The 15,124-nt window shown below is 30.0% G+C and carries 14 protein-coding genes and 1 pseudogene; 14 read left to right on the top strand and 1 reads right to left on the bottom strand.

What is annotated here, in order from left to right; genetic code table 11:
- From wecB to BLQ32_RS11590, 12 genes are all read left to right on the top strand, one after another.
- Positions 1-1,131, top strand: coding sequence for a non-hydrolyzing UDP-N-acetylglucosamine 2-epimerase (wecB, locus tag BLQ32_RS11645; RefSeq protein ID WP_074510456.1), 1,131 nt, complete (start codon positions 1-3; stop codon positions 1,129-1,131).
- Positions 1,131-2,270 (top strand): N-acetyl sugar amidotransferase, encoded by a 1,140-nt coding sequence (locus tag BLQ32_RS11640; protein WP_074510455.1) that lies wholly within the window; start codon positions 1,131-1,133, stop codon positions 2,268-2,270. The genes wecB and BLQ32_RS11640 overlap by 1 nt, the downstream gene beginning before the upstream one ends.
- A gap of 10 nt (positions 2,271-2,280) precedes the next feature.
- Positions 2,281-2,907, top strand: a complete 627-nt coding sequence (gene hisH, locus BLQ32_RS11635) for an imidazole glycerol phosphate synthase subunit HisH (protein ID WP_074510454.1) — start codon at positions 2,281-2,283, stop codon at positions 2,905-2,907.
- Positions 2,897-3,664 carry an AglZ/HisF2 family acetamidino modification protein gene (locus BLQ32_RS11630; RefSeq protein ID WP_139150540.1) on the top strand — a complete coding sequence of 256 codons (768 nt, stop codon included), beginning with the start codon at positions 2,897-2,899 and terminating at the stop codon, positions 3,662-3,664. The genes hisH and BLQ32_RS11630 overlap by 11 nt, the downstream gene beginning before the upstream one ends.
- Before the next feature lie 56 nt (positions 3,665-3,720).
- Positions 3,721-4,341, top strand: a complete 621-nt coding sequence (locus BLQ32_RS11625; RefSeq protein WP_074510453.1) for a CatB-related O-acetyltransferase — start codon at positions 3,721-3,723, stop codon at positions 4,339-4,341.
- Entirely contained in the window at positions 4,338-5,501 is a 1,164-nt protein-coding gene (locus BLQ32_RS11620) for a glycosyltransferase family 4 protein (RefSeq protein ID WP_074510452.1), read from the top strand. The genes BLQ32_RS11625 and BLQ32_RS11620 overlap by 4 nt, the downstream gene beginning before the upstream one ends.
- Positions 5,502-5,511: 10 nt before the next feature.
- On the top strand, positions 5,512-6,831 hold the full coding sequence (locus tag BLQ32_RS11615) for a nucleotide sugar dehydrogenase (protein ID WP_074510451.1): 1,320 nt from the start codon (positions 5,512-5,514) through the stop codon (positions 6,829-6,831).
- Positions 6,831-8,045 (top strand): glycosyltransferase, encoded by a 1,215-nt coding sequence (locus BLQ32_RS11610; RefSeq protein WP_083335320.1) that lies wholly within the window; start codon positions 6,831-6,833, stop codon positions 8,043-8,045. Before BLQ32_RS11615 ends, BLQ32_RS11610 begins: the two co-directional genes overlap by 1 nt.
- Positions 8,046-8,067: 22 nt before the next feature.
- Positions 8,068-9,363 (top strand): O-antigen ligase family protein, encoded by a 1,296-nt coding sequence (locus BLQ32_RS11605; protein ID WP_074510450.1) that lies wholly within the window; start codon positions 8,068-8,070, stop codon positions 9,361-9,363.
- 42 nt (positions 9,364-9,405) lie between these two features.
- Complete coding sequence (locus BLQ32_RS11600; protein WP_139150539.1) at positions 9,406-10,614, top strand: glycosyltransferase family 4 protein; 1,209 nt, start codon at positions 9,406-9,408, stop codon at positions 10,612-10,614.
- Positions 10,615-10,703: 89 nt separating this feature from the next.
- Positions 10,704-11,981 (top strand): polysaccharide pyruvyl transferase family protein, encoded by a 1,278-nt coding sequence (locus tag BLQ32_RS11595; protein ID WP_074510448.1) that lies wholly within the window; start codon positions 10,704-10,706, stop codon positions 11,979-11,981.
- The gene (locus BLQ32_RS11590; protein ID WP_074510447.1) at positions 11,978-13,390 is read left to right on the top strand and encodes a lipopolysaccharide biosynthesis protein; all 1,413 of its coding nucleotides are present in this window, start codon (positions 11,978-11,980) and stop codon (positions 13,388-13,390) included. Before BLQ32_RS11595 ends, BLQ32_RS11590 begins: the two co-directional genes overlap by 4 nt.
- 384 nt (positions 13,391-13,774) lie before the next feature.
- Here the strand turns inward: BLQ32_RS11590 and BLQ32_RS11585 are convergent, their stop codons facing one another.
- Positions 13,775-14,098 carry a hypothetical protein gene (locus BLQ32_RS11585; protein WP_244890351.1) on the bottom strand — a complete coding sequence of 108 codons (324 nt, stop codon included), beginning with the start codon at positions 14,096-14,098 and terminating at the stop codon, positions 13,775-13,777.
- Between the two features lie 423 nt (positions 14,099-14,521).
- Here BLQ32_RS11585 and BLQ32_RS11580 point away from each other — a divergent pair, with 423 nt between their 5' ends.
- Positions 14,522-14,737 carry a DUF7685 domain-containing protein gene (locus BLQ32_RS11580; RefSeq protein WP_074510446.1) on the top strand — a complete coding sequence of 72 codons (216 nt, stop codon included), beginning with the start codon at positions 14,522-14,524 and terminating at the stop codon, positions 14,735-14,737.
- Positions 14,738-14,942: 205 nt separating this feature from the next.
- Positions 14,943-15,124 (top strand): annotated as a pseudogene (locus BLQ32_RS11575) (IS21 family transposase); the annotation flags it as partial.

Raw genomic sequence — 15,124 nt, 5'->3', positions numbered from 1 at the left:
ATGAAGAAGCTAAAAGTAATGACAGTAGTAGGGACTAGACCTGAAATTATTCGTTTATCCGCTGTCATAAATAAATTAGAAGAATCAAGTGCTATCGAGCATATTCTGGTGCATACAGGGCAAAACTATGACTACGAATTAAATGAAGTATTCTTTAGAGACTTTAATTTAAGAAAACCAGATTATTTTTTGAATGCTGCAAATGGAACAGCCATCGAAACAATTGGAAATATATTAGTGAAGATCGATCCTATTTTAGAAGAAGTTAAACCAGAAGCATTTTTAGTGCTAGGAGATACAAATAGTTGCCTTTGTGCTATTGCTGCTAAAAGAAGACAGATTCCTATCTTCCATATGGAAGCAGGAAATAGATGTTTTGATCAGCGCGTACCTGAAGAAACAAATCGTAAAATTGTAGATCATACTGCTGATATCAACTTAACATACAGTGATATTGCCAGAGAATATCTCTTAAGAGAAGGTTTGCCGGCTGATCGGATTATTAAAACGGGCAGTCCAATGTTTGAAGTTCTTAACTCGAGAAAAGAAGACATTGAGAAATCAAGTATTGTGGAGAAGTTAAATCTCGAAGAAGATAAATACTTCGTTGTATCAGCCCATCGAGAAGAAAATATTAGTTCGGAAAAAAACTTCTTAGATTTATGTGATAGTTTAAATGCTATCGCAGATCAATATGATATGCCGATAATCATTAGTACTCATCCTAGAACTCAGAAAATGATAGATGCTAAAGGGATTAAATTTAATTCTTTGATTAAGACAATGAAACCTTTAGGTTTTAATGATTATGTGAAGCTTCAAATGAAAGCTAAAACTGTTTTGAGTGATAGTGGAACTATTAATGAGGAGTCTTCGATTCTTGGATTTAAAGCATTAAATATTAGACAAGCCCATGAAAGACCAGAGGCGATGGAAGAAGCATCTGCTATGATGGTGGGATTAAAAAAAGAGAGAGTCTTACAGGGGTTAGAAATTTTAGAAACACAAAGTGATAGTACCCTGAGAAGTGTTGAAGACTATAGTATGCCGAATGTTTCTGATAAGGTACTTAGAATTATAGTAAGCTATACCGACTACATCAACAGAAATGTGTGGAGGAATAATAATTAATGGAAAAATTAAGAGAATATCAAATCTGTACAAACTGTATTATGGATACAACTGACAGCAAAATTAAATTTGATGAAAGTGGAGTTTGTGATTATTGTAACAGCTTTAAATACGATATTTTACCTGATTGGAAACCAGGTAATGAAAAATTGGAAGAATTAAATATTATAGCCAAAAAAATAAAAGAAGCAGGAAAAGGCAAGAAGTATGATTGTATACTTGGATTAAGTGGTGGAGTGGATAGCTCTTATTTGGCTTACATAGCCAAAGAAAAGATGGGTCTTAGACCATTAATTTATACTGTAGATACAGGTTGGAACTTGAATGTTGCAGTAGAAAATATTGAAAAACTTGTTAAAAAGCTTGATTTAGATATGTATACTGAAGTTGTAAATTGGAATGAAATGAAAGACTTACAATTGGCCTTCTTTAAATCACAAGTTCCTTATCAAGACTTACCACAAGATCACGTAATTTTTGCGGGTTTATATAATTATGCAGTTAAACATGGAATAAAGTACGTTTTGACAGGCTCTAATATTGCTACAGAAGCTGTTCGTCCTCCAATAGAGTGGGTACATTTAAATGATTTAACTTTAATCAAAGACATTCACAAACAGTACGGTTCAGTAAAACTTAAAAATATGCCGATGTGTGGAATGTTTAAATATAGATTAAATTACGCTTATTTAAGAGGAATGAAACGACTGGCTCCTTTAGATTATATTAACTATGATAAAGAAAAAGCTGAAAAAGAACTTTTTGATTTATATGGTTGGGAAAAGTATGCAAACAAGCATTACGAAAATATATTTACTAGATTTTATGAAGGATATTACTTACCTTATAAATTTGGATTTGACAAAAGAAGAGCTTATTTTTCAAATATGATTTTAGCAGATCAAATGAGCAGAGAAGAAGCCATAATTAAAATCAGTGAAAATGCTTATGATAAAGAAACTATGGAAGCTGATTTGGAATATATTGCAAAAAAACTGGGAATCACACCTGAAAGTTTTAAAAATATAATTAATGGACCAAACAAAAAATACTCTGACTACAAAAACTCTTTAGGAATCATAGAGAGTTCAATTAAAGTGGCAAAAAAATTAGGGGTAGAAAAAAGAAACTTTAGATAGGAGCTGAATTATGATAGTAATTCTTGATTATGGTATGGGTAATGTGGGATCAATTCTTAATATGCTTAAAAAGTTAGGTCATAAATCTGTAATTTCAAGCGATCCAAACATCATAAAAGAAGCCGGAAAATTGATACTGCCGGGAGTGGGTTCTTTTGATACCGGAGTTGAAAAACTAACAAAAAGTGGATTGATACCACTAATCTTAAATCATGCAAAAGTTGAAAAAAAACCATTACTTGGTATCTGTTTAGGGATGCAATTATTAGGTGAAAAAAGCGAAGAAGGAAAATTAGCTGGCTTATCACTAATTCCATTCGAGTCAAAAAAATTTAATTTTGAAGATAAACATAACTTAAAAACCCCTCATATGGGATGGAATTTAGTTAGAAAAGTTAATGAAAGTTATTTGGTTAACAGTATAGATTCAGATTTCAGATTTTACTTTGTTCATTCATTTCATGCAGTTTGTAAATCTAATGAAAATATATTATTAGAATCTATATACGGCTACAAATTTGCTTCAGCTGTTTTTTTAGAAAATATATTAGGTGTCCAATTTCATCCCGAAAAGAGTCATAAGTTCGGCATGAAAATTCTTGACAATTTTGCTAGGAGAGATAATTTTGTCTCTTAGACCAAGAATAATGCCTACGTTACTTTTAAAAGAAGATGCGTTAGTAAAAACTATTAAGTTTTCAAAACCCAATTACCTAGGAGATCCAATTAACGCATTGAAGATTTTCAATGGTAAAGGTGTTGATGAAGTATGTATTTTAGATATAGATGCGAGTTACAAAAAAAAAGAACCGAATTTTGGATATTTAAAAGATATTGCTAGTGAAGCTTTTATGCCTTTAAGCTACGGTGGCGGAATAACTAACTTAAATCAAATAAAAGAAATATTTTATATTGGATATGAGAAAGTAATTATAAATAGTAGTTTTATTGAAAACCCTAATCTTATTAAAGAAGCAGCTAATTTTGCGGGGAGTCAAAGTATTGTCGTTTCCATTGATTATAAAAAGAATCTGTTTGGACAAAGATTTTGTTATAGCCATGGCGGAAAAGCAAAGCAAAAAATCGGTCCTGTCGAACTTGCAGTTAAAGCTCAAGAATATGGTGCTGGTGAAATTTTTCTAAATTCTATTGATAGAGACGGAACGATGCAAGGGTACGATATAGAAATTATCAAAGAAGTTGTCGATGCATTGACTATTCCAGTAACTGCATGTGGAGGGGCAAAGAATGTCGCTGATATCAAGAAGGTTCTTTTAGAAGGAAAAGCACACGCAGCAGCTGCAGGAAGTATGTTTGTTTATTATGGACCGCATAAGGCAGTTTTAATAAATGTTCCTAGTGAAAAAGATTTGTTTGATAATAACATATATTAAAAATTATCTATTAGGTTAATTTATGTATAATCGATGATGAAAAAAGTGGGGATATTATGAACGGAAATTTTGAGTATATTATTTCAAAATTAATTAAAAAACTGCATTTAAGGGCCATTAAGGACAGTGAAATTCACAAGAGTTCAAGTATAGGAGCAGGTAGTGTCATTGTAAACTCACATATGGACAAGCACTCTTTTTGTGGATACGATTGTACAATTGTAAACACCAATATAGGTTCTTTTTGTTCAATAGCTGGGGACTGTGAAATTGGTGGAGCTTCACATTCGATTGATTGGGTATCTACTTCACCAGTTTTTAATAAAAATAAGGATCAGATAAAGAAAAAATACTCTTATCATAAATTTGATTATAAAAAAACAACATATATAGGTAATGATGTTTGGATTGGCGCAAAATGCTTAGTTAAAGCAGGAGTGAAAATTGGTGATGGAGCTGTTATTGGAATGGGAAGCGTGGTAACAAAAGATGTTCCAGCCTATGAAGTTTGGGCAGGAAATCCCGCTAAACTAATTAGAAAAAGATTTGAAGATAGCAAAATTTCTAAACTTAAAGAAATTCAGTGGTGGGACTTCAGTGATCAAAAGTTGGAAGAATTGAGTAAATATTTTATTGATTTAGAAGAATTCATCGAAAAGGAAAATGAAAGAAAATGAAAATTTTGCATTGTTGTCTTGCAGCTTTTTATATAGATAATTATAGTTACCAAGAAAATATTCTACCAAGAATGCATAAAAAACAGGGTCATGAAGTTAAAATAGTGGCTTCTACAGAGACATTTATCGATAACAGTTACTTAGGTTATACTTCTCCCGGTTCTTATTTTACAGAAGATAACATTCCGATTGTTAGATTACCTTATAAAAAATATTTTCCACAAATAATAATGCGTAAGTTAAGAATGTACAATAAACTAGAGAAAGAAATTTTGGCCTTCAAACCGGAAATAATTTTTATTCATGATTGCCAGTTTATTGATATTAGAATTATCGCCAAATATGCAAAAAAAAATCCATCTGTGAAAATTTTTGTTGATTGTCATACGGATTTCTCGAATAGTGCGAAAAATTGGGTATCTTTAAATATTCTCCATAAAATTGTATACAAATATTGTGCTCAGATAATAGAACCTTTTACAAATAAGTTTTATGGTGTATTGCCAGCTAGAGTAAACTTTTTAATTGAAACATATGGTTTGCCAAAGGAAAAAGTAGAGTTGTTAGTTTTGGGCGCGGAAGATGACAAAGTTAATGAAGCAAAAAATTTTGAATTAAGGAATAAGATAAGAGAGAAATATGGAATACATAAAAATGATTTCCTAATCATGACGGGAGGAAAAATAGATTACAATAAACCTGAAACTCTCAAACTAATGAAAGCAATTAAACAGAGTGAAATAAAAAAACTTAAATTAATTGTTTTTGGTTCAGTTGCAAGTGAGTATAAAACCGAAATGCTAAAATTACTTGACAATCAAGTACATTTTATTGGATGGATTGATTCTAAAGAAACGTATAAGTATTTTAATGCTGCAGATTTAGTTGTATTTCCAGGGTTGCACTCTGTTTTTTGGGAACAAGTGGTTGGCTTAGGAAAGCCATGTTTATTCAGGTATATAAAAGGATTCACACATGTAGATTTAGGCGGTAATTGCGATTTTTTATACGAGAACACGATTGAGGAGTTAATAGAAAAAATTTCTCTAATTGCTAAGAATCCAGAAGTTTTTGATAAAATGAAGCATGAAGCCGAATCTAAAGGAATTGCTAATTTCTCATACAATAAAATAGCTGAAAAAAGTATATCTAATGAATAGAGGTAAATAAATGAGTCTTTATACAAATATTATTAACAAAGTAGATAAAATTGCTGTAATTGGGTTAGGCTATGTAGGTATGCCTTTAGCCATAGAATTTGCAAAAAAAGTAGATGTAATTGGATTTGATAACAATATTAATAAAATTAATCAATACAAAACTGGAATTGACCCTACTAAAGAAGTAGGGAACATTGAAATTCAAAAATCATCAATTGTATTTACGAATGATGAAACAAAATTAAAAGAAGCTAAATTTCATATCATTGCAGTGCCAACTCCAATAAATCCTGATAAATCTCCAGATTTATCACCAGTTGAAGATGCTAGTCTTATAGTTGGCAGAAATCTTGTAAGAGGTTCAATTGTAGTTTTTGAATCAACTGTATATCCTGGTGTGACGGAAGATATATGCATTCCTATCTTAGAAAGAGAGTCAGGTTTAAAGTGTGGTTATGATTTTAAAGTAGGGTATTCTCCTGAAAGAATAAATCCAGGAGACAAAAAACATACTTTAACAAACATAAAAAAAATTGTTTCCGGGATGGACACTGAGAGTTTAGAAGAGATCACTAAAGTGTATGAGCTTATTATTATGGCGGGAGTTCATAAAGCAAGCTCTATAAAAGTAGCTGAAGCTGCTAAAGTTGTGGAAAATAGCCAAAGAGATATAAATATAGCTTTTATGAACGAGTTAGCTATGGTGTTCGATAAAATGAAAATTAATACAAACGAAGTTATAGAAGCTATGAACACGAAATGGAATGCGTTAAGATTTTATCCAGGTTTAGTAGGTGGACATTGTATCGGGGTAGATCCATACTATTTTGTATATGAAGCCGAAAAGCTTGGCTACCATTCGCAGATAGTTCTTTCAGGGAGAAAAATTAATGATGGCATGGGTATTTTTATTGGGGACGCAATAATAAAAGAACTGATTTTGGCAGGAAAAAAAGTTAAAGATTCTAAAGTTGTAATCTTAGGTTTAACTTTTAAAGAGAATTGTTCTGATACTAGAAATTCTAAAGTTAACGATATTATAGTGCGATTAAAAGAGTTCGGTATTAATCCGATAATAGTCGACCCACAAGCTAATCCAATAGAAGCAAAACAAGAGTATGGAGTGGAATTATTTGATATCGAACAAATAGATTATGCAGATTGTGTGGTATTTGCGGTTGCACATAATGAATTTAAATCTTTATCAATAAATAAAATTAAAAATCTTTATACCAATGGAAAAAATGAAGAAAAGATTATTATTGATGTAAAAAGTATTTTAAATAGAAGTGATTTTGAGGATCTTGGATTTAAGTATTGGAGTTTATAATGAAAAAAATTAAAATTATATATAGTGTTTCAGCCTATTCCGAAAAAAAATTTTCCTTTCTTTACGAAGTAAGTAATGTAAAGTCAAGCCAACAGATTCAAAAATACCATAGAATGTTGATAGAAGGTATTTCTTTTAATAAAAATATCGATCTTGTTGTTATTTCAAAGCTCCCACTTATTTTAAAAAAGAACAGTAAAAAATTCATGAAGACAGAATTTGAAAATTATAATAATATAAAATTTTTATATTTGCCTTTGCTTAACCTCCCCGTCTTAAATAATGCATATGCTTTTTTTTGTTCATTATACTATTTAAATAAAGAGTCAAAGGATAAAACTAAAAAAAGTGTGATTATAGGGGATGTCTTAAACTTAACTACCTCTATTGCTAATGTAATATATGGGAAATTCAATAGAATTAAAACTATAGGAATAGTTACAGATATTCCAACTTTCCATATGGAAAGTAGTGACTTCTCTAAGAAAAGTATTTTAAAAAGAAGAATAATAAAGCTTAAAAACTATTTAAATGAAATAGTACTTAGAAAGTATGATAGTTTTATTTTTTTAACTGAACATATGAATACGTTAGTAAACACGGAGAATAAGCCATATGTTGTAATGGAAGGACATGTGGATATAAATATGAAATCTCGTGAAAATAAAATTGAAGAAAAATACACTAAAAAAGTCTGTGTATATTCTGGTTCTTTAAAAAAAGTATATGGAATAGACAAGTTAGTTAAGGCATTTATCTTAGCAAATGTAAGTGATAGTGAATTGCATATTTATGGAAGTGGGGACTATGAAGAGGAGATAGAACTACTTTGTAAAAGAAATAAAAATATAAAGTTTTTTGGTGTTAAAAGAAATGAATATATAATAGCTGAACAAATAAGATCCACTTTACTAATAAATCCTAGGCCAGTTAATGAAGAATATACAAAATATTCTTTTCCATCTAAAAATATGGAATATATGGCTTCAGGAACTCCGACATTAACTACTAAATTGCCTGGGATGCCTGAGGAGTATGAAGAATATGTTTATTTGATAAATGATGAAACCATCGAAGCTTTATCAGAGACTTTAAAAAACATCTTAATGTTATCAAGAACTGAACTGCATGAAAAAGGAAAAAATGCTAAAAAATTCGTAATCAATGAAAAAAATAATATTATCCAAGCCGAAAAATTAAAAAAATTAATGTGAATATATAATAGAGGAATGTAAAATGAAAAAATACAGCAACAATATCATTAATGTAAAAATAAATTTCTACCATTTATTAATATATATTATAGTTCTTAATTCAAGTCTCTCAATATTTTTCTATTACTTTAGCTTATTATTTGGAGGTTCTATTTTTTATATTTTACTTTTATTTATTGTTGCTGTTGCTTTATATAAAATTTCAAACATTAATTTAAGTAAACTCCAATTAGTTCAGTTAATTTTTTTTATGGTTTGGGCAAGTTTTTATTTTATTGTCAATCAATTTTTTCTTAATTATGAAAGTGAAGAGATTATTGGTGGGATTAGTTTAAATATATATACCTTACAATTAGTACAAGTAATAAGTATATTTATATTATTTTTTTCTATAAATGTATCAAATAACATACCATTAAAAATTAATATAGTTAAGATTATTTTGTTCTCGCAAATAATTAATGCTTTTATTACTTTAAGAGCATTAAATATTGATCCCGAAATTTCTAAAAATATGGCCACCGGAAATGATGAATTCAACACTTTTAACCTTATAGGTGTTTCAGGTTATTCTATCATTTATAGTATTGTGATTATTTTTCCATTGCTAATTGCTTCCTTAAAAAACTTTAAACTAAAACTTAAATTATTAATGATTACTTACACAATATTTATGATGGTTCTTATTTATTTTTCAGCATATACAACAGCGTTAATTGCTCTTTTTATAGGTATTATTTTATATATTATTTTAAGTAGATCAATTATATTCAAATTATTTTTTGTCCCGTTGTTATTAATTCTTTTATCTATAATTTTAACTCCTAATAAAATATATCTAATATTAATGTCTTTGGCTAATAATATTAGTATTCAATTAATTTCATTAAGACTATCCCAACTTGCAAATTTAATTTTATATAATGATACAAGCGGAGATTCATTAATAAGATTAGAGTTATATAAAAAATCTATAGATGCTTTTTTCCAATACCCTTTAACTGGAATTACAATGTATAATCCAAACTTTTCCCTTTCAGGACATTCAGCATTTTTAGATATTTTAGGTGGAACAGGTTTGTTGGGCCTCCTACCTTATTTATTGTTTATCTGGTTTTCTTACAAAATTTCTGTACGAAATGCTAAAACAAAAAATATTCGAAATGGCATAAGTGCATCGTATTTGGTTTTTTGTTTTATAGCGAGTATTAATACTTTAGCAACTTCATATATCATAATAGCATTTTTGTTATTTTTCGTTACTTGGTATCCACTTTTTGTTGAAAAATATACAACAGATATACAGAGAAAACGTTAAAGTAGGTGAACTATTGTTAATAACGAAGTAGGACGTGATAACTTGAAAAAGATAGTTATAATCCATCACTCTGCAAGTATTGGAGGAGGGAGTATAAGCTTAACTGATATTGTCGAAATGATTAGTGAAAAATATGAGGTTATTACTTATTGTCCAGAGTATCCCCCAGATCTAAAAGAATATATGCAAAAGCTAAATATGAAAGTAAAAACATTTAATATACCAATACCTATGTTTAATCAATATAGTGGTGGTCCGAAATTCTATTCAAGGTCATTTTGGAAACATTTATACAGCTACAGATATATAAAAATGTGGGAATCCTTACTAATTAAAGAAAATCCGGAAATTGTAATAGTAAATTCTTCTGTACTTGCATTATTAGGACCTACAATTAAAAAAATCGGAGCAAAAAGCATTTGCTTTGTTAGAGAAACTTTTAATGAAAATATATTTTCGTTATCCAATACTTTTATGAAATATATGCTTAATGAATGGTTTGATGGCGTTTTATTTATTTCAAATTTTGATAAGAACTATGCGAACTTAAAAAAACCTTTAACATCAGTAATTGCTGATTGTATATCTCCTGGGAGTCTTGAAAAATTTGATCGTGAAGTAGCTTGTGAAAATTTGGGGATTGAGAATAACTCTATCAATATATTATTTGCTGGTGGTACTTCTTCAATTAAAGGATTAAATACTCTTCTAAATTCAATCTATTATTTAAACGATGAAGATTTAAAATTTATTATTTGTGGCTATAAACAAGAAATCATTAATCCTAATATTAAGATGAAAAAAATATTCAATTTCTTTATTCACTATAGAGAGAGAGAGTATATGAAAAAACTCAATATTTTATTAAATGATAAAAAAATTAATAAGAAAATAAAGTTTATAGGACATCAATTAAATATGTCTAATGCTTATTCGGCAAGTGACATACTTGTATTTCCTTCATCGGTTGCTCATCAGTCCCGACCAGCTTATGAAGCTGGCTATTTTTCTATTCCAGTAATAATATCGGATTTCAAACAAACTAAAGAATATGTTCAAAACTTTATAAATGGTTTAACATTTACACCTAAAAGTCATAAAGAATTAAGTGAGAAAATTACTTTAGTGATAAAAGATGAGAAATTAAGGTTTAATTTAGGTGAAAAAAATTTGTACTTTACTAATAACTTTCATAACTTTGAAGTTGAGAAAAGAAAACTATTATTGTTTATTAAAGAAATTCAAAAGTAGTTTTTTAACTTCTTATAAAAAAATTATAAATATTTAATCTTTTTGCCTAATGGTACAAATTAGCAGTCTATCGGAATTAGAGGTGCTTTATGATGAATGCAGTAGTGTTTAGTTTTTTCAAAAGTTCAAATTTAGGAGATTTAGCGTTAAGTGAAGCTGCGACAAAACTTTTTATAAATAAAAATTATGATATTATAAAATTTGATTTCCCCACGACTTCAAGAGTATATGAAAATGTAAGAAGTATTCAAATTCCATTAATAAGCAATGAAAATATAAACAAAGAAACACTTTTAAAATCTTTTATTAAAAGAAAAATTAAAAGAATTGTATTAAAACTAGTGAAAAGGGATACTATTGAAAAAATATATCTTTTGTACTTATTAAAAACTTCGAATAAATGGAAAGAGTTAGAGTCCAGTATTAAGAATGTTGATAAAGTAATTTTTGCTGGTGGGAACATGATTATGGATTTGAATAGTACTAAAGGTTATGAAATTATAGATTGGCCTTTTCTATTTAAAAGTTACTGTGCATTAGCAAAGAAGCATCAGAAAGAAATTAATGTTCTATATATTGGAGTAGGACCAATTAATAACGATCAAAGCTTCGCAACTTATAAAAAGGCCTTTGAGCTCGTTGATAAATTATCTGTCAGAGATAACTTATCTTATCAAATATCAGAAAATCTTTATTTTAATAGTAAGACTGTGCAAACAGTTGATCCGGTCTTCTCTTTAAATAGCGATTTTATAGTACAAAGAAGGAAGGCGATGAGACAATTAAAGGAGACTTTAGACATCAATATTGGTATATGTGTTTTGGGTCAACATTGTTTTAAGTCGAATACTTTGCATTTAAAATATTTAGAAATGTTAGTAAAACTTTCTTTAAATTTAAAAGAAAAAAATAATGAAATAAAATTTTATATCTTTTCTACGGAGGTTTCTGATTTCGAAGCAGTTAAATTGTTTCAGCAGATGCTAATAAAAGAGGCAAATATTAAATCGGAAATTAAAAAAGTCGAGACAGTTGAGGATGTTTTTAAATTTTATAATTCATTACAATTCCTAATTGGTGGTAGAATGCATTCTTTAATATTTGCTCAAAAAGCACTTTTACCTTTTATAGGTTTTATATGGCAAGAAAAGCTGATAGGTTTTGGTAAAGTCGTAAATTCGGATGAGAAATTGTTTAATATAGAGTTTGCTTTTAATAATATTGAACAACTATCAGAAATAATAAATCAAGATATGAAAAATGAATTATTATTGAAAAAAATGAGCGAAACAAATAATATTTTATTCGAAATGGTTGAAAAAGGTAATGTCAAAAGCGGAATTTTAAATAATGGATCTTCAAAATGAATATCTATCAAAAATTAGTTAACAATACTTTAATATTTGCTGTAGGTAATTTCGGTTCTAAAATAATAACATTTTTAATGTTGCCTATCTATACAACTTATTTTACTCAAACCGAATTTGGCACTATTGATATTTTAATAACTACTATTTCTTTATTAATCCCTATAATGACTGTAAATATAGTTGAAGCTGTTGTACGTTTTACTTTAGATCAGGAGAATTACGATGAGAAATATGTTATAAGTAATTCAGTAGTAGTAGTTTTTCTAAGCATAGGTTTATTAGGCATTCTTTATCCATTAATAACTAAAATAGATATTATTAATGAATATTTTTTTTATTTTTATGTTATCTTCTGTTTAAATACTTTCCATTCTATAATAAAGCAATTTACTAGATCTTTAAATTTTACTAAAGAATTTATGATTAGCGATATAAGATACACTTTAGTTTTTGTTGTTTCGAATATTATTTTTATTTTAATACTAAGTACAGACATTAAAGGCTATTTTATTTCTATTATCATAGCTTATCTACTTGATTTATTTTTCCTTTCAAGAAAAATAAAGCTTTCCAGCTTCATTAATATGAAATATATCAAAATAGATATAATTAAGAAGATGGTACTTTACAGTTTGCCGTTTTTACCCAACACACTTATGTGGTGGACAATGAGCGTTTCTGATAGGTACATGATAAGTTATTTTACAGGACTTTCAGCAACAGGTTTATACGCAGTGGCCACACGTTTTTCTTCAATTATTACAATTTTGAGCTCTGTCTTTTTCCAGGCTTGGCAAGTTTCTGCTATAGAAGAAGTTAAAAATAACAGTAGAGATTTATTCTACACTAATGTTTTTAATATCTTCTTTTTTCTTATGGTTTTAACAGCCTCTGCATTCCTTAGTTTAAATAAAGTCATAATGAATATTTTAGTTTCTAATGAATTTTATTCAGTTTGGAATTATACTGGAGTTTTAGTTATAGCAGCGATATTTACTAGTTTTTCTAGTTTCATTGGCACCACTTACGTAGCAATGAAAAAACCTCAAGGGGCTTTATATACTTCTCTTATAGGTGGTATCTTGAACATTATTTTAAATTTTCTTTTAATACCGATCTATGGGTTAATAGGGGCCTGTATTGCAACATTGATTAGCAGTTTAGTTTTATGGATAATACGAATTGTACATACAAAAAAGTATATTAAAATAAATTATTCATATTTGACAATGTCAATAGGGTTGTTACTCTTATTTATCCAATTGTTATTTAATTATATCGAAGTAAATATAGGGGTTTCTTTCTTTGTCAATTCTGCATTTTTCACATTATTTTTGGTGCTAAGCTTAAAATTTAATAAACCTTTACTAATTAGTGCTATTTACAAAAAGCGACTCAATAAGTGATAAAATCGTTAAAAATTTTGGTGAAAAAAGCCGGGTTCGCGAAAACATGAGAAATAAGCAATATAGAAAAAGATTATTAAATGCATATATGGGTACTGCCAATAAAAAATCTTACTCTATTGTCAGACGCGATTTCCTTTATTATAAAAATTTTACATTATAAAACATATTTCCCTAGAAAAAAACTTTATGAGGTACTCTTTCCAGAATATTATTTTGGAAAGAGTTTTTTTATAAAGTCTCGTCTCTGTATTCACTAGAATTGTATAGCAAAAAAGTCATCTTCAGTGAAGTCAAACAAAATTGTTAAGAACCAAATTTAAACCGGCATTGACAGCTCCATGTCTTCCACATGCGGGACTTCTTCTGCGTATTGCGCATACGTCAGGCAATACACGCAATACGCCTAGTTTTTCTTCTCGAACGGCTCCGACAACATCTCCCGCAGCAGCTGCTGGTCCAAAAAGCCGGGGCTTCCAGTGTATCATCCCAGTACAAGGAAAACGAAGAGTATGGATACTCCTTTAATCGTGCCACCATCGCCACCTTCGTCTCGACCGGATTGCGGTGGATATAGCTGCTGACGGTGAGAATACCTAACCGAGAATCGACTTCCTTCGCGAAATAGCGCTTCTGGTAAATGCGGCCGACGTGGTGGCGGTACCGTTTCTCGTAGGACGCGCTGTAGCGCCTGTTGACGAGGCTCATGATCTTCTGCAGCGGGTCCCGCTCCGCCTTAATCAACAGGTGGTAGTGGTTAGTAAAATCGCGCCCCTGTGTACGAAAAGATTTTGCTTATTCACGACAATTGCCTGAAGAAGATACCGGACTCAAGAACCGCAACGGTTTTCAGCTGCGGTTTTTGCATGTTTATGGGAGTCGAAGAATTTCCATAATTGTTTCGCACACAGGGACAAAATGGGGACTGCTGGAAAAAAGGAATTAGATAGAAATTATTTCAAATATTCGCTAAATATCAGAAACTGATTGTCTCTTTTCTCCAAGAACTGCCGCTTTTCCTGTCCCTAACTAGTTCCGTCTCTTGATTGAGCCAATTTTGGTCAATTGTAAGCGGAGCGGCTTTGTTTTATGGTAAGAAGAGAGTAAAAGATGTGAAAAGAGGTGGCGGGGATGGCGGAATGCCAACTGTGTGGAAGGGACAATGCTTATACCCATTTCGATGAGGAGCGAATCTGTCTGGCGTGCTATAACGGAAAGATGGCCAAAGAACTTGGAGTAGAAGCAGAGAGCTATTGGGAAGGCGTGGCGATTCGTGATGGAAAGGGAACAGTTAATAAATCGCGCCCCTGTGTTAAACACAATTCACGATACACCAATCTTGCATGAGGAACCTAGCAAAACCAGTAATGGTTAGGTTCCTTATGCTTTTTTATGAAGGTGTGTAATGCAAAATAGAAGTACAGAACTTTGCAACGAATTTGTACAGAGTTCTGCATGAGAAATTCATGCAAATAAAAATGGACTTGCAAGCCGCCCAAGTCAACCTCTACTGTTAAAGTGCGAACTCATAACAGGTGGAGGTTAGAAAGGAATGCTTACAATGTCCGATATCAATTGTATCAAACACTTACGAAATGAAAAAGGGTTGAGCATCGATCGAATTGCGAATACCCTTCAAATTAACTGGCGGACGGCCAAAAAGTATGGCGATGAAAGTGAACTCCCATCTTCGATCATCAAACCGAAAAAAGGCATGATGTACGAAGAAAAATG

Origin of the sequence: Planococcus glaciei (genome assembly GCF_900099655.1) — a bacterium.
GTDB classification, from domain to species: domain Bacteria; phylum Bacillota; class Bacilli; order Bacillales_A; family Planococcaceae; genus Planococcus; species Planococcus glaciei.
This window is presented reverse-complemented; position numbering and strand designations above follow the sequence as displayed.